Source organism: Actibacterium ureilyticum (assembly GCF_002285435.1).
Lineage (GTDB): Bacteria > Pseudomonadota > Alphaproteobacteria > Rhodobacterales > Rhodobacteraceae > Actibacterium_C > Actibacterium_C ureilyticum.
In genome coordinates, this window is the sequence record NZ_NSBT01000037.1 from 717,895 (window position 1) to 738,790 (window position 20,896).

The following is a 20,896-nucleotide window of genomic DNA, read 5'->3' on the forward strand; positions in this document are numbered from 1 at the left end:
AACATGACAGATCAAACACCGCAAACGTCATCGGACGCATGGGATGACGACGACTATTTCGCGCTGGATTTCACCCGGCGCCAGACGCTGGACATGCTGGCCAAGGGCGGGCTGTTCGCATCGCTGGGGGCGCTGATGGGCGGGTTGCCGCAGCGCGCCTTCGCGCAGGAGGACGAGGTGGTGCGCATCGGCTATCTGCCGATCACCGACGCCACCGCGCTGCTTGTGGCCCATGCCAAGGGCTATTTCGAGGACGAGGGCCTGGAGGCCGAGCGCCCGACCCTGATCCGCGGCTGGTCGCCGCTGATCGAAGGGTTCGTGTCCAACAAGTTCAACCTGGTGCATTTCCTGAAGCCGATCCCGGTCTGGATGCGCTATAACAACAACTTCCCGGTCAAGATTATGGCCTGGGCGCACACCAACGGCTCGGGCCTGGTCGTGGGCGGGCATACCGACATCACCGATTTCAGCCAGCTGGGCGGCAAGCAGGTCGCGGTGCCCTTCTGGTATTCGATGCACAATATCGTGCTGCAATATGCGCTGCGGCAATCGGGTGTGAAACCGGTGATCAAGGCGCAGGGCGAACCGCTGGCACCGGACGAATGCAATCTTCAGGTCATGCCGCCGCCCGAGATGCCGCCCGCTTTGGCCGCGCGCAAGCTGGACGCCTATATCGTGGCCGAGCCGTTCAATGCCCTGGGCGAGCTGATGGCGGGCGCGCGGATGCTGCGCTTTACCGGCGACATCTGGAAAAACCATCCCTGCTGCGTCGTCTGCATGCACGAAGAGGCCACCAGCGCCCGCGCCGAATGGACCCAGAAGGTCATGAATGCGGTGGTCAGGGGCGCGATCTATTCCTCGCAGAACAAGGCCGAGGTCGCGGGGCTTCTGTCGAAGGACGGCGAAGGCTACCTGCCCGCCCCGGCCAAGGTCGTCGAACGGGCGATGACCGTCTATCAGGACGAGTCGCTTTATCATGACGCGGGCGCGATCAAGCATCAGGCCGAATGGCAGAACGGGCGCATCGACTTTCAGCCCTGGCCCTATCCGTCGGCCACCAAGCTGATCGTCGAGGCGATGGGCGACACGGTTGTGTCGGGCGACAAGACCTTCCTGCAGGGGCTGGATCCCGAGTTCGTCGCCAACGACCTTGTCGCCTATGATTTCGTCCGCAACGCGCTGGATGCGAACCCGGAATGGAAGGACGACCCGTCGGTGAACCCGGGCGATCCGTTCAACCGCGAAGAGATCCTGCAACTGTGAGCGACGTGCCGGTCATAACGTCCTGGCGGCTGCCTGTGCCGGGCCGGGTGCGCGGGGTGCTGAACGCGGCCCTGGGCATCGCGGCGCTGCTGCTGGTGTGGTGGATCGGCGGCCGGCTGGTGGCCAACAGCCCCGGCATGTTCGCCTTTTCCAACTTCGCGCCCGAACCCGCCCTGTCGCGGCTGTGGCAGATGACCCTGTCCGGCGAGGTCTGGGCGATGAGCTGGCCGTCGCTGTACCGTGTCGGGCTGGGGCTGGTCTTTGCGATCCTGATCGGGGTGCCGGTGGGCATTGCCATCGGGCGGCTGACCTTCCTGCGCGAGGTCACGAACATCCCGTTCCAGTTCCTGCGCATGATCTCGCCCCTGTCATGGATGCCGATCGCGGTCATGGCCTTTGCCACCTGGGACGCGGCGATCGTCTTCCTGATCGCGGTCGCGGCGGTCTGGCCAGTGATGTTCTCCACCGCCGCGGGGCTGCGGCGGCTGGATCCGGCTTGGCTGAAGGTGGCGCGCAACCTGGGGGCATCGCCGCTGCATCAGCTGACCACCGTGATCCTGCCCGCGATTGCCACCGACATCCTGACCGGCATCCGGCTGGCGCTGGGTGTGGCCTGGGTCGTGCTGGTGCCGGCGGAATATCTGGGGGTCACCAGCGGGCTGGGCTACGCCATCAACGATGCGCGCGACACGCTCGACTATGACCGACTGGCGGCGACGGTCGTGGTGATCGGGATCATCGGCTTTGTCATCGACTTCATCTGTCTCAAGGCGGTCCAGCACGTGAACTGGGTCCGCGAAAGTTAACACAACGGAGAAGCAACCATGTCTCAACCAGTCACAGCGCTCACGGGATGTCTGGCGCCCATCGACAAGACCGGGCTGGAGGGCCTGATCGAAAAGGGCAAGGCCGACCCCAAGGCGGTCAAGACGCTGAAATGCAAGACCGTGGCCGAGGGCAAGTTCCGCCACGCCAACTATATCCGCGACCTGGAGCCCTATATCGTCGACGAGCCGCCCGGGCTGCTGGGCGACGACACCGCGCCGAACCCGTCCGAGGCATCGCTGGCCGCGCTGGGATCGTGCATCGCGGTGGGGCTGCATGCCAATGCGGTGCATCGCGGGATCACGGTCGAAAGCCTGGAGCTGGAGCTGGAGGGCGATCTGAACATCACCGCCGTCTGGGGCACGGGCGATACCAGCGACAAGCCCGTGGGCTTTACCGATGTGCGGATCAAGGTCGCGATGAAGGGCGATTGCCCCCAGGAAACCATCGACGAGCTGATCGCCCATGTCGTCCAGTGGTCGCCGGTGTTCAACACCTTCTCGCGCCCGGTCAACATGGTCGCCGAAAGCGTCTGATCCCAGCTGAAAGGACCAAGCCCATGCCGGCCACCGCCACATTGGACAGACTGCCGACCGAAACCATGCTGGACGATGTCGCGGCGATTGCCGCAGGTCAGCTGGCGCCGCGCGTCCGCGACATCGATGGCGGCGCCTATCCCGAGGATATCATGCGCGCGCTGGGGGCTGCCGGGGCCTATGGCGCGCATGTCGGGCCTGAGCCCCGTCTGGCCGACACGATCGAGGCGATCTCGACCGTGGCCGAACACTGTATCTCGACCGCGTTCTGCATGTGGTGCCAGAACGCGCTGGGGTGGTACATCGCGTCGTCCGACACGCCGCATCTGGCGGGGCTGGCCGGTCAGGTCGCCAGCGGCGCGGTTCTGGGCGGCACCGGCCTGTCGAACCCGATGAAGACCTTCTTCGGCATTGAAAAGATGCGCCTGCGGGGCACCCGCGTCGATGGCGGCTATACCGTCAAGGGCGCGCTGCCCTGGGTGTCGAACGTGGGCGAAGACGGCTATTTCGGCATCGTCTTCGACACCGGCACCGATGCGCCCCGGCCGGTGATGGCGGTGGCCGCCTGCGCCCAGGACGGCGTGAAAACCGTTCTGGACCACGCCTTTGTCGCCATGGGCGGCACCGCGACCCGCGCGGTGCAGTTCCGCGATGCCTTCATCCCCGACGAGATGGTCCTGGCCGATCCGATCGACGGCTATCTGCAACGGATCCGGCCTGGTTTCGTGCTGATGCAATGCGGCATGGCCATCGGGATGATCCGGTCGTCGATCGCGCTGATGCGACAGGTGCAGGGACCGCTGGGCCATGTGAACAAATACCTGGAAGAGCAGCCCGAAGAGTTCGAGGCCATCCTGACCCGGGCCGAGGCCGAACTGGCCGACCTGGCACGGACGCCCTACGACACCTCGATCCCCTATTTCCGCCGTGTGGTGTCGCTGCGTCTGGCGGGGGGCGAAGCCGCGATGAAGGCCGCCCATGCCGCGATGCTGCATCAGGGCGCGCGCGGCTATGTCAGCAGCGGCGCGGCACAGCGCCGCCTGCGCGAAGCGTATTTCATCGGCATCGTCACGCCGGCCACCAAACAGCTGCGCAAGATGCTTGCCGAGCTTCCCCAAACCTGAGGAGACCGTTTCATGACCTCTGTTCTGATTACGCCCGAAGAATTGCAAGCGATGCCGTCCGAGGACATCGTGATCATCGACACGCGCGATCCCGAAAGCTATGCCGCCGGGCATATCGCGGGGGCGGTCAACCTGCATGACATCTTCACCTATCTGGCGACCTCCGATCCGTCGGGCATGGCCGAACTGACCAGCAAATTCGCCGAAGCCTTTGGCGCCGCCGGGCTGGACGGCACCAAGACCGCGGTGATCTATGAACAGTCGATGAATACCGGGTTCGGGCAATCCTGCCGGGGCTATTACCTGCTGTCCTATCTGGGATATCCGTCGATCAAGGTGCTGCATGGCGGGCTGGCCGCGTGGCAGGCTGCGGGCCTGCCGCTCAGCACCGATCCCGCCACGCCTGTGGCCGCCGATTTCCCCATCGACCCGGCCGGGGCGTCGCTGATGCTGACGGCCGAGGATGTGATGGGCGTTCTGAACGACCCGTCGGTCGCGATCCTGGATGTGCGCGACGTGGACGAATGGGTTGCCGACAGCTCGTCCCCCTATGGCAAGGATTTCTGCCCGCGCAAGGGGCGCATTCCCGGCGCGGTCTGGATCGAATGGTACCGTATGATGAAGCCCACGCCCGACGGCCCGATGATCAAGTCCAAGCCCGAGGTTCTGGCCGAATGCGCGACCGTGGGGATCACCACCGCGACCCCGGTCTATATCTATTGCTTCAAGGGCGCGCGGGCGTCGAATTCGTTCCTGGCGCTGAAAGAGGCCGGGGTGAAAGACGTGCGGATCTATTTCGGCTCGTGGAACGAATGGTCGCGGGACGACAAGTATCCGATCGAAACCGGCCTGCCCTTCGCGGCGGAGTGACGGGCGATGCCGGGGGTGATCGACTATTACTTCGCGCCGATCTCGGGCTATGCCTATCTGGGGCACCCGGGGCTGATGGCGCTGGCGGCTGAAACCGGCGCGACGATCCGGTTCAAGCCGCTGCTGATCGCCAGGGTCTTTGCCGCCGCCGATACCACGCCCCCCTTTGCCCAGGCCGATGCGCGCAGATCCTATCGGATCGAGGATCAGGCACGCTGGGCCGCACAACATGGCCTGGCCATGAACGCGGTGCCCCGGCACTGGCCCACCGATCCCGCACCGGCCTGCAAAGCGATCCTGGCGGCGGGAGCCATTGGCGCCGATCAGGGCGCGGCCAGCTTTGCCTGTCTCAGGGCCGTCTGGGCCGAGGAACGCGATATCGCGCAACCCGACCAGTTACAGGCCGCGCTGGACGATGCCGGGCTGAACGGGGCCGACATTCTGGCCGCCGCCGACGCGCCACAGGTCGCGGCCGAGATGGAGGCGATCACCGACGCCGCCATCGCCGCGCAGGTCTTCGGATCGCCCACCTATGTCACCGGCGGCGCGCGGTTCTGGGGTCAGGACCGCCTGCCATTCCTGCGCGCGGCCCTGTTGGCGGAGGCCGCATGATGTTCCTGCAGCTCAAGGACCCCTGCCCGCTGTCGGCGGTGCTGATCGACCCGAACGAGGCACGGGCCGAGATGTTCGACCTGATGCTGGGTCATCGCGACATCGCGTTGAGCGACCGGGTGGCGACGGTGGACCGGGCGCTGGCCCTGTCCGCGCAGCCCGCGCTATTCCTGATCTATGTCGAGATGGTGGATCAGGCCGCGATTGCCGATCTGCGCCGCCTGCGCGGGGCGCGCGACACCGCGATCTTGGTGCTGCTGGAAAGCGCCGCCCGGCGCGACATCGAAACGCTGCTGGACAATGGCGCGCATCACGTGCTGCCGCTGGGGCTGGACGCGGACCGCTTTTCGCTGGCCACGATCACCGCCGTCGCGCAGGCCGGGCAACAGCGCCGTCTGGAACGAGACGCGGATGCGGCCCGGGCCGAGGTCGCGACCACCAAATCCATCGCGCGGGCCAAGATGATCCTGATCGCCCGTCACGCGATCGACGAGGACGAGGCGCATCGGCGCATTCAGAAACTGTCGATGCAACGCAACCTGCCACTGGCCGACATGGCCCGGCAGATCATCGATGCCGAGGAATTGCTGTGCTGAGCCGCAAGGCCCGACCGGCGGAATTGGCCCCTGCGCTGATGGCGGCGCGACACGGGGCAACCAGACTGAACAGCCTGCACGCGCTGATGGCGGCGTTGGCGGGCCGGGGCCAAAGACGGCCGAACCTTCGATTTGACAGAAGGATGAACAGCTCATGGGAGCTTTAAGCAACCTCTACGATCCCGACGAGATCCTGTGGACAGGATGCCCGTGCGGGTTGCACGCCACGATCTACGAACACAAGGCCGCGGTCGAGGGCGTCGATGCCCGGGGCCGGTTCTATGCCGCCGAAACCACCACTGGCGGCGCGCGGACGGGGGCGGCCCCCGGCCCGATGGACGCCCTGAGCGATCTGGAGCCCCCTGCCCGCGCCAGCCGCGACCTGGACTGGAAAGACCAGGAAAACGTGCTGGCCAATCTGGCGACCTCGGCGGTGATGAAGGGTCTTTTCGGCACCGACATGAACCGCCGGAACTTCCTGCGGGCCGTGGGTGGCACCACCGCTGCGGCGGCGATTGCCAGCATCCTGCCCATCGACAAGGCCATCGCCAATATCGTCGAGGCGACCGGCCCGCTGGAAAAGACCGCGCTGAACGTGGGTTTCGTGCCGATCACCTGTGCCACGCCCATCATCATGGCCGCCCCGATGGGGTTCTATGAGAAATACGGGCTGGATGTTTCGGTGATCAAGACCGCCGGATGGGCGGTGTCGCGCGACAAGTCGCTGTCGGGCGAATACGACGCGGCGCATATGCTGACGCCGATGCCGCTGGCGATCACCTCCGGGGCCGGATCGGCGGCCACGCCTTGGACCATGCCGGCTGTCGAAAACATCAATGGCCAGGCCATCACCCTGGCGATGAAGCATCTGGACAAGCAGGACCCGTCGAAATGGAAAGGCTTCACCTTTGGTGTGCCGTTCGAATATTCGATGCACAATTTCCTGCTGCGCTATTACGTGGCCGAGGCCGGGCTGGACCCCGACCAGGACATCCAGATCCGCGTCGTGCCCCCGCCCGAGATGGTGGCGAACCTCAGCGCGGGGAACCTGGATGGGTATCTCAGCCCCGATCCGTTCAACCAGCGCGCCGTCTATGACGGGGTCGGCTTCATCTATAAGCTGACCAAGGAAATCTGGCCCGGCCATCCCTGTTGCGCCTTTGCGGCCAGCCAGAAATTCATCGACGAGACACCCAACACGTTTCTGGCGCTCTTCAAGTCGATCCTTGAAGCCACGGCGTTCAGTTCCGATCCCGCCAACCGCGCGGACATCTCCGAGGCGATCAGCCCCAAGAACTATCTCAACCAGCCGACGACGGTGGTGCAGCAGGTTCTGACCGGGCGTTTCGCCGACGGGCTGGGCAATGTGCGCAACGAACCCGACCGGATCGATTTCGACCCCTTCCCCTATCATTCCTTTGCGGTCTGGATCCTGACCCAGATGAAACGCTGGGGCTATCTGGAAGGGGACGTGGCCTATAGCGATCTGGCCGAGCAGGTCTATCTGGCCACCGACGCGACGGCGGTGATGAAGGACATGGGCATGTCCCCGCCGACCTCCACCTATGCCAGCTACGAGATCATGGGCAAGACCTTCGATCCCATGGCGCCCGAAGCGTATGTGGACAGCTTCGCGATCAAGCGATGACCCAAGGCCCGAGCAAGGAGACCGGTTTCCCATGTCCGACGAGATGAAAGAACGGATCAAGGCCATCGCCGCGTCAGTGGCGTTCCTGGGCCTGTTCCTTTTGGCCTGGAACGTCTTTGTCACCGCGCAAAACGGACCGGCTGCGGATATGGACCCGGAACTGGCAGCCTTGCTCGGGCCGCAGGCCAAGGGCCAAAGCGCCCTGCCCACCCCCGGCGAGGTCGGGGCCGAAATCTGGAGCCATGTCACCAACCCGTTCTATGACGCCGGCCCCAATGACAAGGGGATCGGCATCCAGCTGGCCTATTCGATTGCGCGCGTGCTGACCGGCTTCGGGCTGGCGGCGCTGATCGCGATCCCGCTGGGGTTCCTGATCGGGATGAGCCGCCTGGCCGAACGCGCGCTAAACCCCTATATCCAGCTGCTCAAGCCGGTCTCGCCGCTGGCCTGGATGCCGCTGGCGCTTTACACGATCAAGGACAGCGAGATCTCGTCCATCTTCGTGATCTTCATCTGTTCGATCTGGCCGATGCTGCTGAACACGATCTTCGGCGTGGCCTCGGTCCGGCGCGATTACCTGAACGTCGCCCGCACGCTGGAGGTCACGCCGCTGCGCACCGCGTTCCGGGTGATCCTGCCCGCGGCGGCGCCCACGATCCTGACGGGCATGCGCATTTCCATCGGCATCGCGTGGCTGGTGATCGTGGCCGCCGAGATGCTGGTTGGGGGCACCGGCATCGGCTATTTCGTCTGGAACGAATGGAACAACCTGTCGATCACCGGCGTGATCTCGGCAATCTTCTTCATCGGCCTTGTCGGCATGGTGCTGGACCTGATCCTGGGCCAGGCCGCGCGGCTTGTGGCCTATGCGGAGTAGGCCGATGGACGCGCGCAAGAAGATCCTGAAGATCGAAGGCCTGGAGCGCCGCTTTCCCGCCCCCGACGGCAAGGGCGAAACCCAGGTGTTCGGCGATCTGTGGTTCGACGTGAAAGAGGGCGAATTCGTCTGCCTGATCGGCCATTCGGGCTGTGGCAAGACCACGCTTCTGAACATCATGGCCGGGTTGGACAAGGCATCGGGCGGGCATGTGCTGGCCGATGGGTTCAACGTGGAAAAACCCGCGCTGGACCGTGCAGTGATCTTTCAGGGCCACGCGCTGATGCCGTGGATGACGGCCCTGGGCAATATCGACTTCGCCGTCGCCTCGCGCTGGCCCGGCTGGTCGCGCGACGAACGCCGGGCCCAATGCCAGAAATTCATCGACCTGGTGCATCTGACCGGGTCCGAGGACAAGAAACCCGCGCAGCTTTCGGGCGGCATGAAACAGCGCGTCGGCATCGCGCGCGCGCTGGCGATCGAACCGAAGATCCTGTTGATGGACGAACCGTTCTCGGCGCTGGACGCGCTGACGCGCGGATCGCTTCAGGACGAACTGCTGGGCATCGTGGCGGCGCGCAACCAGACCTCGTTCATGATCACCCATGACATCGACGAGGCGATCCTGTTGGCCGACCGCATCGTGCTGATGACCAACGGCCCCGAGGCGCGGGTCTGCGAGATCGTCGAGAACACCCTGCCCAAGGGGCGCAACCGGTCCGACATGCACACGCATCCCAATTACTATCCGATGCGCAATCACCTGATCGAATTTCTGGTCAACCGCTCGAAGTCCTTCAAGCAGGAGCTGGCCGCGCGCAGCTATGACCCGAAATCGCCACCGACGGTCCGCCCCGGCGCGCCGTCGGACCGGCCCAACAAAGTCGCAAGCTGAGAGAGAGGATACCCAATGACCACCCGCGCCGAACTGACGGAAAAAATCGTTGCGCACAAGACGTTTAACGAAATCAAATGGGTCGATGTGGCCGCCGCCGTGGGCCAGTCCAAGGAATGGACGACCGCCGCGCTGATGGGGCAGATCTCGTTGACGAAGGACCAGATCGAAAAGGCCGGCAACGCGCTTGGGCTGAATTTCTCGGACGAGGAAATCGCGCTGCTGATGACCGTGCCCTATCGCGGCTCTTTGCCCACGGCGGTGCCGACCGATCCGCTGATCTATCGGCTGTACGAGGTGGTCAATGTCTATGGCACCACCATGAAGGCGCTGATCGAAGAGGAATTCGGCGACGGCATCATGTCGGCGATCGATTTCACCATGGACATCACGCGCGAGGAGAATCCGGCCGGCGACCGGGTCAAGATCGAGATGACGGGCAAATTCCTGCCCTACAAAACCTATTGAACCAACCTTGGGGGTAAACCGATGAAACATCTGCAAAAACTGTCTTTGGCCGCTGTCCTTTCCGCAATCGCGGGTCCCGCGCTGGCGCATCACCCGCTGGCGGGGGCACCGATGGAAACCCTGGCCCATGGGGTGCTGTCGGGCGTCGGCCACCCGATCCTGGGGTTCGATCACCTGGGCTTCGTGGTGCTGGCGGGTATCGCCGCGGCGCTCAGCGGGCGGGCGTTCCTGGCGCCGCTGGGCTATGTCGCGGGGATGCTGATCGGCTGTCTCGCGATGATGGCGGGGCTGGCGCTGCCGCTGGCCGAGGCGGTGATCGCGGCCTCGCTTCTGGTCATGGGCTATGTGGTGCTGAGCGGCCGGCAGATGCCGGTCAATACCGTGATGCTGGCCTTTGGCGCGTTCGGCCTGTTCCATGGCACGGCCTTCGGCGAAAGCATCGTGGGGCAAGAGGCTGGCTACGGTCTGGCCGTGGCGTTCGGCTATCTGCTGGGCCTGGGGGTCACGCAATACCTGATCGCCATCGCGGCGGGGTTCGTGATGACCCGCATCGTCAAGGCGACCGATGCCAGCGCGATCGAGGCCCGGCTGGCCGGTGCGGTGATCGCGGGCATCGGCCTGTTCCTGAGCCTGGAGACCGCCGAGGGCGCGCTGTTCGCCGCCCTGGGCCTGGCCGCCTGATCCAAACCCCGCAGGCCCGCTGACGAGGGCGGGCCTGTTCCTGCTGCCACCGCCATATACCGGAGGGATTTATGAAAGATCTCGCATCCACCACGCCCGTGACGTTGCTGACCGGCTATCTCGGGGCGGGCAAGACGACACTTCTGAACCGCATCCTGACCGAAGACCATGGCAAGACCTATGCCGTCGTGGTCAATGAATTCGGCGAGGAAGGCATCGACAACGATCTGGTGATCGGGGCCGACGAGGAAGTGTTCGAAATGAACAATGGCTGTATCTGCTGCACCGTGCGCGGCGATCTGATCCGCATTCTGTCGGGCCTGATGGACCGCGCCGAACAGTTCGACGGCATCCTGATCGAAACCACGGGGCTGGCCGATCCCGGCCCGGTGATCCAGACGTTTTTCGTCGATGACGACCTGCGCGGGCGCGTTGCGCTGGATCAGGTGGTGACGCTGGTGGATTGCCTGCATTTCCTGGACAAGGTCGCCGAAAGCCACGAGGCCGAAGAGCAGGTGGCCTTTGCCGATCTGGTGATCCTGAACAAGACCGATCTGGTCCCGCCCGCAACCCTTCAGGCGGTCCGCGACAAGGTGCAGGCGCTGAATGCGCAGGCCCGCATCGTGATGTCCGAACGGTCGAACGTGCCGCTGGATGCGGTGCTGGATCGCGGCGCCTTCGATCTGAACCGGATTCTGGAGATCGAGCCGGGCCTGCTGGACGAGGACCCCGAGGATCACACCCACGACGAAAGCGTCACCTCATTCTCGCTGACCGCCGACACCCCGCTGGAGGCCAAGGCGTTCTCGGCCTGGATGCGGCAGCTGGTCAAGGAACAGGGCACCGGGATTTTCCGGTCCAAGGGCATCCTGTGCTTTGCCGATGCCGAAAAGCGCTATGTCTTCCAGGGGGTTCACATGGTGATGGACAGCCAATGGGGCGCGCCCTGGGCACCGGCAGAGGACCGCACGAGCCGTCTGGTCTTTATCGGGCGCGGGCTGGACCGGGCCGCGATTGCCGCGGGTTTCGAAAGCTGCCTGGCGCGGGTGCCGGCATGACGCTGCTGGAGCATCCACAGGCCGATGGCGGCTTTGCCCGCACCGCCCCCGATATTGCCGCGCGCGAATGGGATGCGGGCGCAAACGTGACCTGTCTGGCGGCGGGGCGCACGCGTGTCCATGCCGGTCTGGGCGACGGCCGGGTTGTCGCGCTGTCACCCGATGGGCTGCGCGACATCGCCCGGCACAAGGGCGCGGTCACCGGGCTTTGTGCCACGCGGGACGCGGTTCTGTCCTGTGGCCAGGACGGCAGGCTGCTGTCCACACCGCCAGGGGCGATCCCGCAGATCCTGTACCAGGCCGATGCGGCCTGGATCACCGCGCTGGCCCATCAGGGTGGGCGCGTGGCCATCGCGACGGCCAAGCGTGTGCTGGTTTTCGAAGATGGCCAGATGATCGCCCGATTCGACGATCACCCCTCGACCGTATCGGGTTTGGCGTTCTTCGCCGACGGGCGGCGGCTGGCGGTCAGCCGCTATAATGGCGTGTCCATCTGGTCGGTCGACGCGCTGGCGCCGCCGCTGACGCTGGCATGGGCCGGGTCGGTCACGGCGGTCAGCGTGTCCCCCGACGGGCGCTATGTCGCCGGGGCAACGCAGGACCGCGAGATCCATGTCTGGGATCTGGTCACGGGTCGCGATTTCCGGCTGGGCGGGTATCAGCGCAAGGTCAAGGGGATCGGCTGGACCGCCGACACGTCCTATCTTTACACCACCGGGGCGGATGTTCTGGTGGCCTGGGGGCTGGCGGGCGATCCCGGTGCGATCCCCCCGCTGGAGATCGGCTACAGCTTTGCCCAGACCGTCAGCGCGGTCAGCCCGCTTGGCACGCCCGAGCGGCTGGCATCGGGCTATAGCAATGGCTGCATCCTGCTGGGAGAGGTCCGCAAGGGCGCGGCCCGGATCGCGCGTCAACCGGACGGCGCCGCGATCACCGCGCTTGGCACGGGCCTGGGCGACGGGCCGCTGGCATTCGGCACGGCGGGCGGTCGGCTGGGGCTGCTGCGCGGCTGAGCGGCCACGGGGCGCGCGCGCGACTCAGGCCAGAAGCCAAACGGCAATGGCCGCCCAGGCCAGCAGCCACAGCGACAGCCCCGACATCAGGGCAAAGATCGGGCCGCTGGCGCGCAACAGCTTGCGCGGGGCGCTGTTCAGCCCCAGCGCGGCCACCGCACAGATCAGCAGCACGGTCGACACCGTGCGGCTGGCATCCGTCACCGCCACGGGCACCGCGACGACCTGGTTCAGCGCCATCAGCGCCACAAAGGCCAGAACGAACCACGGCAGGGCGAACCGGCCCGCGCCGCGCCCGGCCCCCACCGGCACCAGCAGCAGGATCGCCGGCAACAACGCCACCCGCGTCATCTTGGCCAGGGTCGCGGTCTCGCCCGTGATATCGGACACCGAAAAGCCCGCCCCGATCACCTGGGCCACATCGTGAATCGACGCGCCCAGGATCACCCCCTCATCCGCCAGCGAAAAACCAAGCGCGCCCAGCAGGACGGGATAGAACACCATCGCGAAGGTCGACAGGGCTGTAGCGGTGATGATGACCAGAAGGGTGTGATCCTCCTTGCCGCGAAACTCCCGCGTGACCGAGGCCAGCGCCAGCGCGGCCGAGGCGCCACAGATCGCGACCGCCCCGGCGGCGATCAGCGATTGCGCCCGGCCAAAGCCCAGCGCGCGCCCCGCCAGCAGCCCCAGCAGAAGCGTCGCGGCGCTGCCGCCCACGATCACCGCGAACCGCGCCGCGCCCAGATCGAACACCAGGTCGAACGACACCCGCAGCCCCATCAGCGCCACGCCCAGCTTCAGCCCGGTCGCCGCGGCAAAGCGGATACCGGCGGACAGGCGATCATCTTCGCCCAGAAACGACATCGCCATGCCCAGCAGCAGCGCAAACAGCATCACCGGCGCGTCATAGCGCGCCGCGATGGCCGAGGCCGCCAGCGCAATCACCACGACCACCGCGCAGCCCGGCAGCAGGTCCTGCGCCCGGGCCCGCAGGTCGGGCAGGCGCGCGGTCGCCTCGGTGCGGCTCATTCCTCCAGACTTTCCAGGTTGCGAATGATGATCTCGGTCCGGGTGATTTCCAGCACGCCCGCGCCTTTCAGCTTGTCCAGCGACTGTGTCACCCATTGCCGTGTCGCGCCCACGATGGCCGCGATCTGTTCATAGGTCAGGGTGCGGTCGACGACAATGGTCTCGCCCTCTTCGCGGCCATGGGCATCGGCCAGGATCACCAGCAATTGCCGCAGCCGTTCGGACACGGTGCGGGTGCCCAGCATCTGGATCAGCGCCGAATAGCTTTTGCCCTTGGCCACCAGCCCGTCGATCACCGCAATCGCCACCTCGGGCACCTCGCGGACCAGCTTGCGCAGGCTGGTGCCCGACAGGAACAGCAGCTGGCTGTCCTCCAGCGCATCGGCCGACCACACATGCCGGCCACGCCCGAACACCTCTGGCCCACCAACGAAATGGCCCGGGGACCAATAGGCCAGCGTGATCTCGCGCCCCGATGGGCCGGTGTAAAAGGTGCGCACGCGCCCTTCCTCGATCACCCAGACGCCGGTATGCGCGTCGCCCTGGTGAAAGACGCTTTCGCCCTTGGATATCCGACAGCGCGTGCCGTGTTTGCGCACGGTCTTGCGGTCATCCTCGGACAGACCATTCAGGAACCCCGCACCCTCGTTCAGTTCCAGAAAATACTCGGACAGATAGATCGCGCCCGGTCCGGCATCGGGCATGTCGTCTTCGATCATGGGCGCGGGACCGACGCCAGATAGGCGGCAATCGCCGCGATGTCCGCATCGCTTTCGGGCATCATGGGCCCATGCGGCAGGCATCCCACATGCGTGCCACGGCGCCCGTCGCGGAAATCCTTCATCTGCTTTTCCAGGTATCCCGCGTGCTGCGAGGTCAGATGCGGCACCCCCATATAGCGCGCGGCGGCATCGTGGCAGGTGCCGCAATTCAGCGCGGCAAAGGCCGCCTGCCCCGCGGCGCTGCCGTCGCCCGATGGCGCGGGCGGGGCTTGCGTGGAAAACCATTCGACGACCACGGGGATCTCCTCGGGTTTCAGTTCGGTCACGATATCGACCATCTGGCCGCCGTCATTATGACGGTCCCCGTCCAGAAACGCACGTATCTGTGTGTCGATATAGACCGGCTCCTGCCCGCCCAGATTGGGAAAGCACGCATTGGCCGACACGCCGAACAGCCCATGACACAGCGCACAGCGTTCATAGGGCGGGAAAGCCTCGGCGTCGAAATCGGCGCGTGCCGGGGCTGCGCCGCAGAGCGCGACCAGTAAGAAAGCGGCCCTAAGAGCCATGTTTCAACCGCCGGACCGTGGCCGTCACCGGCAGCGCCTCGCCATTGGCGAATTGCAGCGTCAGGGTGACAGTGTCGCCTTCGGCCTGTGGCGCGGCGGGGTGCATCAGCATGACGTGCAACCCGCCCGGCGCGAAGGTCACGCTTTGGCCCGGCGCGATCGCGATCGCGTCGACCGCCGACATCGTGGCCACCCCGCCGCTGTCGTCCGAGCGGTGGATATGCGCCATCGCATAGCCATCCGCCGCCACCCCGACCAGTGTGCGCGGCACATCGCCCGCATTGGTCAGGGTCATATAGGCCGAATGCGCCATCAGCCCCGGCGGCGCCAGCGGCACGACCGGGTCGGACACGGTCAGATCCCCGGCCCATGCCAGCCCCGGACAGACCGCCAGCAGCGCGGCAAACAGCGTCCCCCTCATGATCTGGCCTTTCGGTACTTGATCTGAAGCTGCGCCAGGAATTCGGCCGTCAGCCCGGGATCGAAGGGCGGCTGCAGCTTTGCCCGCAGCGTGCCGTCGGGCGCGATGACCGAGACCGAGGCGCTGTGCTGCACCTCGTAATAGCCGGTCTGGTCGGGCGTCATCAGGCGATAGAAACTGTCCGTCGCCTCGATCAACGTATCGATCTGATCCCGCGCACCGGTGAAGCTGCGGAAATCGGGGTGGAAGAACTTGGCATAGTCACTGACATGTTCGGCGTCCCGCGCCGGATCGACCGAGATGAACACCACCTGCGGCACGTTGTCGGGCCGCACCCGCATGCCGGTTTCCGACACGGCGGCTTCAAGATTGCCCATGGTGAAGGGGCAGACATCGGGACAGGACAGAAAGCCGAACATGATCAGCGTCCAGCGCCCGTCCAGATCGGCTTGGGTAAAGCTTTCGCCCAGCTCGTTGGAAAAGGCGAAGTCGGGCAACGCGACGGGCTCGTCCAGCTCCACACCCTGCACCTGCGCCCACAGCGGCGCGGCCAGCAGGCAGAACATGAATGCCAGCACCCGGGTCATGAATTCTGGTTCTCGAACGCCTTGCGGCTTTCGGCCTTGATCGTGTCCAGGCAGAACTGGCGCGCCTGAACGTATTCCGCGCTGGAGGCCATGTCGGTCGACCGGGGGCGTGGCAGGTCGATCTGCACATCCTCGATGATCCGGCCGGGGGCGGCGCTCATGATCAGCACACGGTCGGCCAGGAACACGGCCTCGTCCACGTCATGGGTGACAAACACCACCGTGGTGCCGAACTTGCGCCAGATATCCAGCAGGCTTTCCTGCATCATCAGCCGGGTCTGCGCATCCAGCGCGCCAAAGGGTTCGTCCATCAGCAGGACCGAGGGGTAATTGGCCAGCGCACGCGCGATCCCCACCCGTTGCTGCATCCCGCCCGACAGTTCCGCCGGATAGCGGTTGCCGAATTTCTTCAGCCCTACCAGTTCCAGAAACGTGTTGGCGGTCGATCCGGCCTCGACCCGGCCATGCCCGGCCATTTTGGGCCCGAAGGCCACGTTTTCGTAAACCGTCTTCCACGGCAGCAGCGAATATTGCTGAAACACCATGCCCCGGTCCGGGCCCGGCTTTTCAACCCGTTTGCCGTCGACCAGAACCTCGCCCTCGGTCGGGTTCACATAGCCCGCAATCGCGTTCAGCAGCGTGGACTTCCCGCAGCCCGACGGGCCAAGGATACAGACGAACTGCCCGGCCTCGATCTGGACCTGCGTGGTTTCGACCGCGCGGTGCGCATCGGCGCCCTTGCCAAAGGTGATGGCGACATCGCGCACCTCGATCCGGCCCTTGCCCTGCGACGATCCCTTGTCGGGGGATTTGAATTTCAGCACATCAAGCATTGAACGGGGCTCCTTTCAGATCGATGCGTTGCCGCACACGGCGCCAGGCCAGGAAAAAGATCATCGCGACCAGCAGTGCGAAACCGGCAAGCGACATGACCGGGCCGATGCGTTCCAGCGCCAGCGAACTGGACACGCCCAGCCCCAGCATCGCCAGCCCCACGACCCAGGTGGGCGTGGCACAGCAGACGACCCAGCTCATGGTGGCGTTGGTCATGGCCACCAGGATCGCGCCGACCCCGGTCGTGGCCCGGACCGTGCCCGACAGGCTGGTCGAGCACCCCTCACGCCGCATCAGCGCCATGCACAGGGTCATCAGCGCCCCCAGCGCGGTCAGGATCACCAGACGCGAGGGGATGACGTTCAGGCTCCATTCCGAAATCCCGGTGCCATAGTCGTAATTCATGCGCCCGATCTCCAGCAGCCATTCCTCGCGGATGATCGGGGCCATGTCGCTGATCGATGGCGTGGACCGGATGATCAGCAGCACATTCGCGGGCCAGTTATAGCCGGTCATGTAATTCGGCAGGGCCTGAAACCGGACCATCAGCGCAACCAGCATCAAGACCTGGAACAACAGCGCAAACAGCAGCCCCTGCCCCAGCATCCGCCGCCAGTTGGCCCGGATCTCGGCCCCGATGATCGACAGCACCGCCATCACCGGGTCCTCTTCTGCCAGGCCAGCATCGGACGGGTGACCAGACGCACGGCGGCGGTCGAACCGGTGCCCAGAAAGCCGATCACCAGCATGCCGACGACAATGTCCTGATAGTTGATCAGGCTATAGGCATCCCAGGTGAAATAGCCGATCCCGTACTGGCCCGAGATGATCTCTCCGGCCAGAAGCGAGAACCAGCTGACCCCCATGCCGATGGCCAGCCCCGCCGCGATGGACGGTAATGCTGCCGGGATCACCACATGGCGGAACACCGCCGCGCGGGTGGCGCCCAGCGACTGTGCGGCGCGCACCATGACCTCGGGCGTCTGTTCGACCCCGTGCAGCGTGTTCAGCACGATAGGAAAGAGCGCGCCCAGAAAGGTGATATAGATGATCGAGCTTTCCTCGGTCGGCCACATCAGGATCGCCAGCGGGATCCAGGCCACGGCGGGGATCGGGCGGATGACCTCGATATACGGCATTATGAAAGCCCGCGCCAAACGTGACCGGCCCATGATCAGCCCGATACCGATCCCCAGAACCGTGGCCAGCGAAAAGCTGATCAGGATGCGCCGCATCGACACGCCGATATGGGTCCAGAAGATGCTGGTCTGGATATGGCCCATGAACGCCGTAAAGACCCGCGCGGGCGACGGCACGTTTTCGAAGTTGATGAAGAAATTCAGGTTGATGGCGGTCACGATATGCCACAGCAGCACACCCAGCGACAATGACGCCGCAACGATCCCCAGATGCCCCAGCTGCGCGCGGGTGACGCGCGGCAGCATCGGCGCGCGGTCCGCCTCGCGGGCGGGGGGCTGGCCCGGGCTGTGGCCCGCGTCCGGCGCGGTCACATCGGGTTCGGGTGTCTTCAGTGCTGTCCCCATGGCTCGCTTCCAATTGGCTTGCAAGGGCCGGGGCGCGATGTCATCGACGCGCGCCCCGGCAGTCGGTCCGGAGTGGTGTGCCCCTAGCCCTCGGTCACGAAGTCCGCGATGGCTTCGTCGAAGGTGACCACGGTGCCCTCATGCGCGGCGGCATAATCCTCGGCCTCGCCCTTGCGCAGGAAGGTGGCGTAATCGTCGCCCGCCCGCACCCAGAACGCGGTCTTGCCGAACAGTTTCAGGCCGGTTTCGCTGTCATAGACATAAGTGGCGTTCAGCTTGGCGCCGGTGCCCTGCATCTCGGCCACCGCGCGCAGGAACTCGGGCATGGTCGGATAGGACGACACGCCATCGCGCGCATGCCAGATCTCCATCGGCAGACCGGCATTGGCCTCTTTCGGGTCGACCATCGTCGCCTTGTCGGCGGCATAGTCCATGCCCATCTCGGAATAGGCGGCCTTGATATAGTCCTCGGTGATCCAGGCATCGAAATCGAGCGGCGGGATCGCCTTTTCCTTGACCAGAACCCCGTGGTCGAATTTCAGCGCATCGACCCAGGCATCCTTGATCGTCGGTTCCAGCGTCAGGTGACCGCCTTGCGAGAAGTAAAGGTACAGAACCTCTTTCTCGACCCCGGTCCAGCCTTCCATCTCGGTCACCGCGCGCATCGGGTCCTCTTTGATCCAGGCGCCCGCGTCGATCACCGCCTCAAGGAAGGCGATCACGACCTCGGGGTATTCAGTGGCCAGATCCTCGCGCACGACCACGCCGTGCAGGTATGGCACCCCGGCCTCGGACCCGTCATAGATCTTGCGACCCGTGCCGCGGAATTCCATGATTTCCGACCAGGGGCAGAAATCGGAATGCGCGTCGATCTTGCCCGCGGCGATATTGGCGGCGCCCACCGCCGGGCTCTGGTTCTTCAGCGCGTATTCGGCGGTCGGGATATTGTTGTCCTGCATCGCCTTCAGCAGCGTGCCCCAGGCGGCCGAGCCCACGGGCGTCGACACATCCTTGCCCTTGAGTTGGTCGATCGAATAGATGTCGCTGTCGACCGGCACCACGATGGCGTTGCCCGACCCCTTGAGGTTATAGCCGGTGCCCGCCACGTAAAGCGACCGCAGGCTGTCGGTTTCCTGGAACTTCGCGCCGTTCACGATCAGCGGGTAATCCCCCATCACGCCGATGTTCAGCTTGTTGGCCAGCATCTGGTTGGTGATCGGCCCGCCCGAGCTGTAATCGGCCCAGCTGATGTCATATTCGGCGTCGGCATATTTCCCATCGGTCGGCAGGTGCTTTTCCAGCAGACCCAGTTCCTTGATCACGATCCCGGCGGTATAGGTGTCGGTGCACATCGACTGATGGCCGATGGCGATCTTGATTTTCTCGGCAAAGGCGGTCGAGGCCAGCGGCACCAATGCGGTGGCGAGAATGGCACTCCTTACAAAATGTCTCATGGCTTCACTCCTGTCGGTTCGGGCGTATGGCTGTAAGTCCCGCCACCAGTATCCCGCATGCGCAGGGCCGGTTGAAAAGTTAACGCCGCACCGAAGCCGGGGATTTTCCAGATTGTACGTTTTTTGCGCAGAATCGGCTGCGCTTGGGTAAGCGCGCGCCATGATCTGGATCAATTTTCGCCCGAATCATTTGAAATATTATTATTTAATTTCAATGGCTTAAATTGAATTCAAGGGGCAAAAACCACCCCTTCGGAACCGATCCCGAAGAGGTGGTTTTTTAAGCAGCGGACGGCCCCGCGGGCCGGTCTCAGGCGGCGATACGGCCCAACGCCCAGCGCACGTTCTTGCGCACATCCGGGTCGGTGTCGTCGGCGTATTTCTCCAGGAACGGGACGGTTTCGACCACCGCCAGCTCGCCCAGGACCGCCGCGCATTCCTTGCGCAGGTTCGGCACCGGAATATCCATCATCGGCGCGATCTGAAGCGCCGCCTCGGCCGCGCCCAGCTTGCCCAGCGAACGCACCGCCTTCAGCCGGACCTGCCAGTATTCGTCCTCCAGCGCGTTGCGCAGGGCGGCGATGCAACTGGCGTCACCGGATTTGGCCAGGGTTTCGGCCGCGGCCTCGCGCACGATCCATTCTGGATCGGACAAGGCCGCTATCAGGGCCGTGCGCGCGGCCTGAGATTTCGAGAAGCCCAGCGCCGCGATGGCGGTGCGGCGCACCTGAACATCGGCATCGGCGGCCGCCCCTTGCAGGGCGGGCAAGGCGGCCTCGTCCTGAAGCCAGCCGATTACGCCCACGGCCTGGATACGCACCCCCGGCGCGGCATGCGCCAGCGCGGCAGTGGCGGGCGCCATCGCCTCGGGGCGGCGCAATTCCTTGATCCCGGCTAGGCACGCCGACAGCTTCGTTTCGTCCGTATCCCCCAGATGCGGCAGGATCGCATCGCCCGCGGCAGGGTCTTTCAATTCGGTCAGGCTGGTCGCGGCGGCGGCAATGACCGCCGGGTCGCTATCGGTCAGGGCCGATACCAGCGCGGCGGCCGTTTCCGGCCCGTCGAAATCGGTCAGCGCCTGTGCCGCCTGTTTGCGCACCCCGGCATCCGCGTCGGCAATCGCGCGCGCCAGATAGGGGATCGCGGCGGGATCGGCGCTGTCGGCCAGATCGATCACCGCCATGATCCGCGTGCCGGGATCGGCATCGTCCAGCCCCTCGGCCAGGTCGGCAATATCGTCGAATTCTTCGAACAAGGCGCTCATGGTCGG

General features: G+C 65.1%; 24 protein-coding genes. 14 read left to right on the top strand and 10 right to left on the bottom strand.

Going from position 1 to position 20,896, the window contains the following annotated elements:
• The first annotated feature begins 3 nt into the window (after positions 1 to 3).
• The 14 genes from CLM60_RS16495 (at position 4) to CLM60_RS16560 (ending at position 12,466) form a co-directional block, all read left to right on the top strand.
• Positions 4 to 1,263: an ABC transporter substrate-binding protein gene (locus tag CLM60_RS16495; RefSeq protein WP_141246547.1), complete on the top strand. Its 1,260-nt coding sequence runs from the start codon at positions 4 to 6 to the stop codon at positions 1,261 to 1,263.
• Positions 1,260 to 2,069: an ABC transporter permease gene (locus tag CLM60_RS16500; RefSeq protein WP_245848448.1), complete on the top strand. Its 810-nt coding sequence runs from the start codon at positions 1,260 to 1,262 to the stop codon at positions 2,067 to 2,069. Before CLM60_RS16495 ends, CLM60_RS16500 begins: the two co-directional genes overlap by 4 nt.
• Before the next feature lie 18 nt (positions 2,070 to 2,087).
• A complete protein-coding gene (locus CLM60_RS16505; protein ID WP_095590199.1) occupies positions 2,088 to 2,624 on the top strand; it encodes an OsmC family protein in 537 nt (178 codons plus the stop codon).
• Between the two features lie 23 nt (positions 2,625 to 2,647).
• Positions 2,648 to 3,748, top strand: a complete 1,101-nt coding sequence (locus CLM60_RS16510; RefSeq protein WP_095590200.1) for an acyl-CoA dehydrogenase family protein — start codon at positions 2,648 to 2,650, stop codon at positions 3,746 to 3,748.
• A gap of 12 nt (positions 3,749 to 3,760) precedes the next feature.
• Positions 3,761 to 4,618, top strand: a complete 858-nt coding sequence (locus tag CLM60_RS16515) for a sulfurtransferase (protein ID WP_095590201.1) — start codon at positions 3,761 to 3,763, stop codon at positions 4,616 to 4,618.
• A gap of 6 nt (positions 4,619 to 4,624) precedes the next feature.
• Entirely contained in the window at positions 4,625 to 5,230 is a 606-nt protein-coding gene (locus CLM60_RS16520) for a 2-hydroxychromene-2-carboxylate isomerase (protein WP_095590202.1), read from the top strand.
• Complete coding sequence (locus tag CLM60_RS16525) at positions 5,227 to 5,826, top strand: ANTAR domain-containing response regulator (protein ID WP_095590203.1); 600 nt, start codon at positions 5,227 to 5,229, stop codon at positions 5,824 to 5,826. The genes CLM60_RS16520 and CLM60_RS16525 overlap by 4 nt, the downstream gene beginning before the upstream one ends.
• Before the next feature lie 154 nt (positions 5,827 to 5,980).
• Positions 5,981 to 7,474 carry a CmpA/NrtA family ABC transporter substrate-binding protein gene (locus tag CLM60_RS16530; RefSeq protein WP_245848449.1) on the top strand — a complete coding sequence of 498 codons (1,494 nt, stop codon included), beginning with the start codon at positions 5,981 to 5,983 and terminating at the stop codon, positions 7,472 to 7,474.
• A gap of 31 nt (positions 7,475 to 7,505) precedes the next feature.
• The gene (gene ntrB / locus CLM60_RS16535; protein ID WP_245848450.1) at positions 7,506 to 8,351 is read left to right on the top strand and encodes a nitrate ABC transporter permease; all 846 of its coding nucleotides are present in this window, start codon (positions 7,506 to 7,508) and stop codon (positions 8,349 to 8,351) included.
• A gap of 4 nt (positions 8,352 to 8,355) precedes the next feature.
• Positions 8,356 to 9,246 (top strand): ABC transporter ATP-binding protein, encoded by an 891-nt coding sequence (locus CLM60_RS16540; protein ID WP_095590205.1) that lies wholly within the window; start codon positions 8,356 to 8,358, stop codon positions 9,244 to 9,246.
• 15 nt (positions 9,247 to 9,261) lie between these two features.
• Complete coding sequence (gene cynS, locus CLM60_RS16545; protein WP_095590206.1) at positions 9,262 to 9,714, top strand: cyanase; 453 nt, start codon at positions 9,262 to 9,264, stop codon at positions 9,712 to 9,714.
• 21 nt (positions 9,715 to 9,735) lie between these two features.
• Complete coding sequence (locus CLM60_RS16550; protein WP_245848451.1) at positions 9,736 to 10,395, top strand: HupE/UreJ family protein; 660 nt, start codon at positions 9,736 to 9,738, stop codon at positions 10,393 to 10,395.
• Positions 10,396 to 10,466: 71 nt separating this feature from the next.
• Positions 10,467 to 11,453, top strand: coding sequence for a CobW family GTP-binding protein (locus CLM60_RS16555; RefSeq protein ID WP_095590207.1), 987 nt, complete (start codon positions 10,467 to 10,469; stop codon positions 11,451 to 11,453).
• The gene (locus tag CLM60_RS16560) at positions 11,450 to 12,466 is read left to right on the top strand and encodes a WD40 repeat domain-containing protein (protein ID WP_176473909.1); all 1,017 of its coding nucleotides are present in this window, start codon (positions 11,450 to 11,452) and stop codon (positions 12,464 to 12,466) included. Before CLM60_RS16555 ends, CLM60_RS16560 begins: the two co-directional genes overlap by 4 nt.
• A gap of 24 nt (positions 12,467 to 12,490) precedes the next feature.
• Here the strand turns inward: CLM60_RS16560 and CLM60_RS16565 are convergent, their stop codons facing one another.
• From CLM60_RS16565 to CLM60_RS16610, 10 genes are all read right to left on the bottom strand, one after another.
• Positions 12,491 to 13,495 carry a YeiH family protein gene (locus CLM60_RS16565; protein WP_176473910.1) on the bottom strand — a complete coding sequence of 335 codons (1,005 nt, stop codon included), beginning with the start codon at positions 13,493 to 13,495 and terminating at the stop codon, positions 12,491 to 12,493.
• On the bottom strand, positions 13,492 to 14,214 hold the full coding sequence (locus CLM60_RS16570; RefSeq protein ID WP_095590210.1) for a Crp/Fnr family transcriptional regulator: 723 nt from the start codon (positions 14,212 to 14,214) through the stop codon (positions 13,492 to 13,494). The genes CLM60_RS16565 and CLM60_RS16570 overlap by 4 nt, the downstream gene beginning before the upstream one ends.
• Positions 14,211 to 14,786: a c-type cytochrome gene (locus tag CLM60_RS16575; protein ID WP_095590211.1), complete on the bottom strand. Its 576-nt coding sequence runs from the start codon at positions 14,784 to 14,786 to the stop codon at positions 14,211 to 14,213. Before CLM60_RS16575 ends, CLM60_RS16570 begins: the two co-directional genes overlap by 4 nt.
• Positions 14,776 to 15,207, bottom strand: a complete 432-nt coding sequence (locus CLM60_RS16580; RefSeq protein ID WP_095590212.1) for a copper chaperone PCu(A)C — start codon at positions 15,205 to 15,207, stop codon at positions 14,776 to 14,778. Before CLM60_RS16580 ends, CLM60_RS16575 begins: the two co-directional genes overlap by 11 nt.
• Positions 15,204 to 15,794, bottom strand: coding sequence for an SCO family protein (locus CLM60_RS16585; RefSeq protein WP_095590213.1), 591 nt, complete (start codon positions 15,792 to 15,794; stop codon positions 15,204 to 15,206). Before CLM60_RS16585 ends, CLM60_RS16580 begins: the two co-directional genes overlap by 4 nt.
• Positions 15,791 to 16,627 (bottom strand): ABC transporter ATP-binding protein, encoded by an 837-nt coding sequence (locus CLM60_RS16590; protein ID WP_095590214.1) that lies wholly within the window; start codon positions 16,625 to 16,627, stop codon positions 15,791 to 15,793. The genes CLM60_RS16585 and CLM60_RS16590 overlap by 4 nt, the downstream gene beginning before the upstream one ends.
• Positions 16,620 to 17,285 carry a hypothetical protein gene (locus tag CLM60_RS16595; RefSeq protein ID WP_095590215.1) on the bottom strand — a complete coding sequence of 222 codons (666 nt, stop codon included), beginning with the start codon at positions 17,283 to 17,285 and terminating at the stop codon, positions 16,620 to 16,622. Before CLM60_RS16595 ends, CLM60_RS16590 begins: the two co-directional genes overlap by 8 nt.
• Positions 17,285 to 18,172, bottom strand: coding sequence for an ABC transporter permease (locus CLM60_RS16600; protein WP_176473911.1), 888 nt, complete (start codon positions 18,170 to 18,172; stop codon positions 17,285 to 17,287). Before CLM60_RS16600 ends, CLM60_RS16595 begins: the two co-directional genes overlap by 1 nt.
• 83 nt (positions 18,173 to 18,255) lie before the next feature.
• Positions 18,256 to 19,626 (bottom strand): ABC transporter substrate-binding protein, encoded by a 1,371-nt coding sequence (locus tag CLM60_RS16605; RefSeq protein ID WP_095590216.1) that lies wholly within the window; start codon positions 19,624 to 19,626, stop codon positions 18,256 to 18,258.
• 310 nt (positions 19,627 to 19,936) lie between these two features.
• Entirely contained in the window at positions 19,937 to 20,890 is a 954-nt protein-coding gene (locus tag CLM60_RS16610) for a HEAT repeat domain-containing protein (RefSeq protein ID WP_095590217.1), read from the bottom strand.
• Between the last annotated feature and the right edge of the window lie 6 nt (positions 20,891 to 20,896).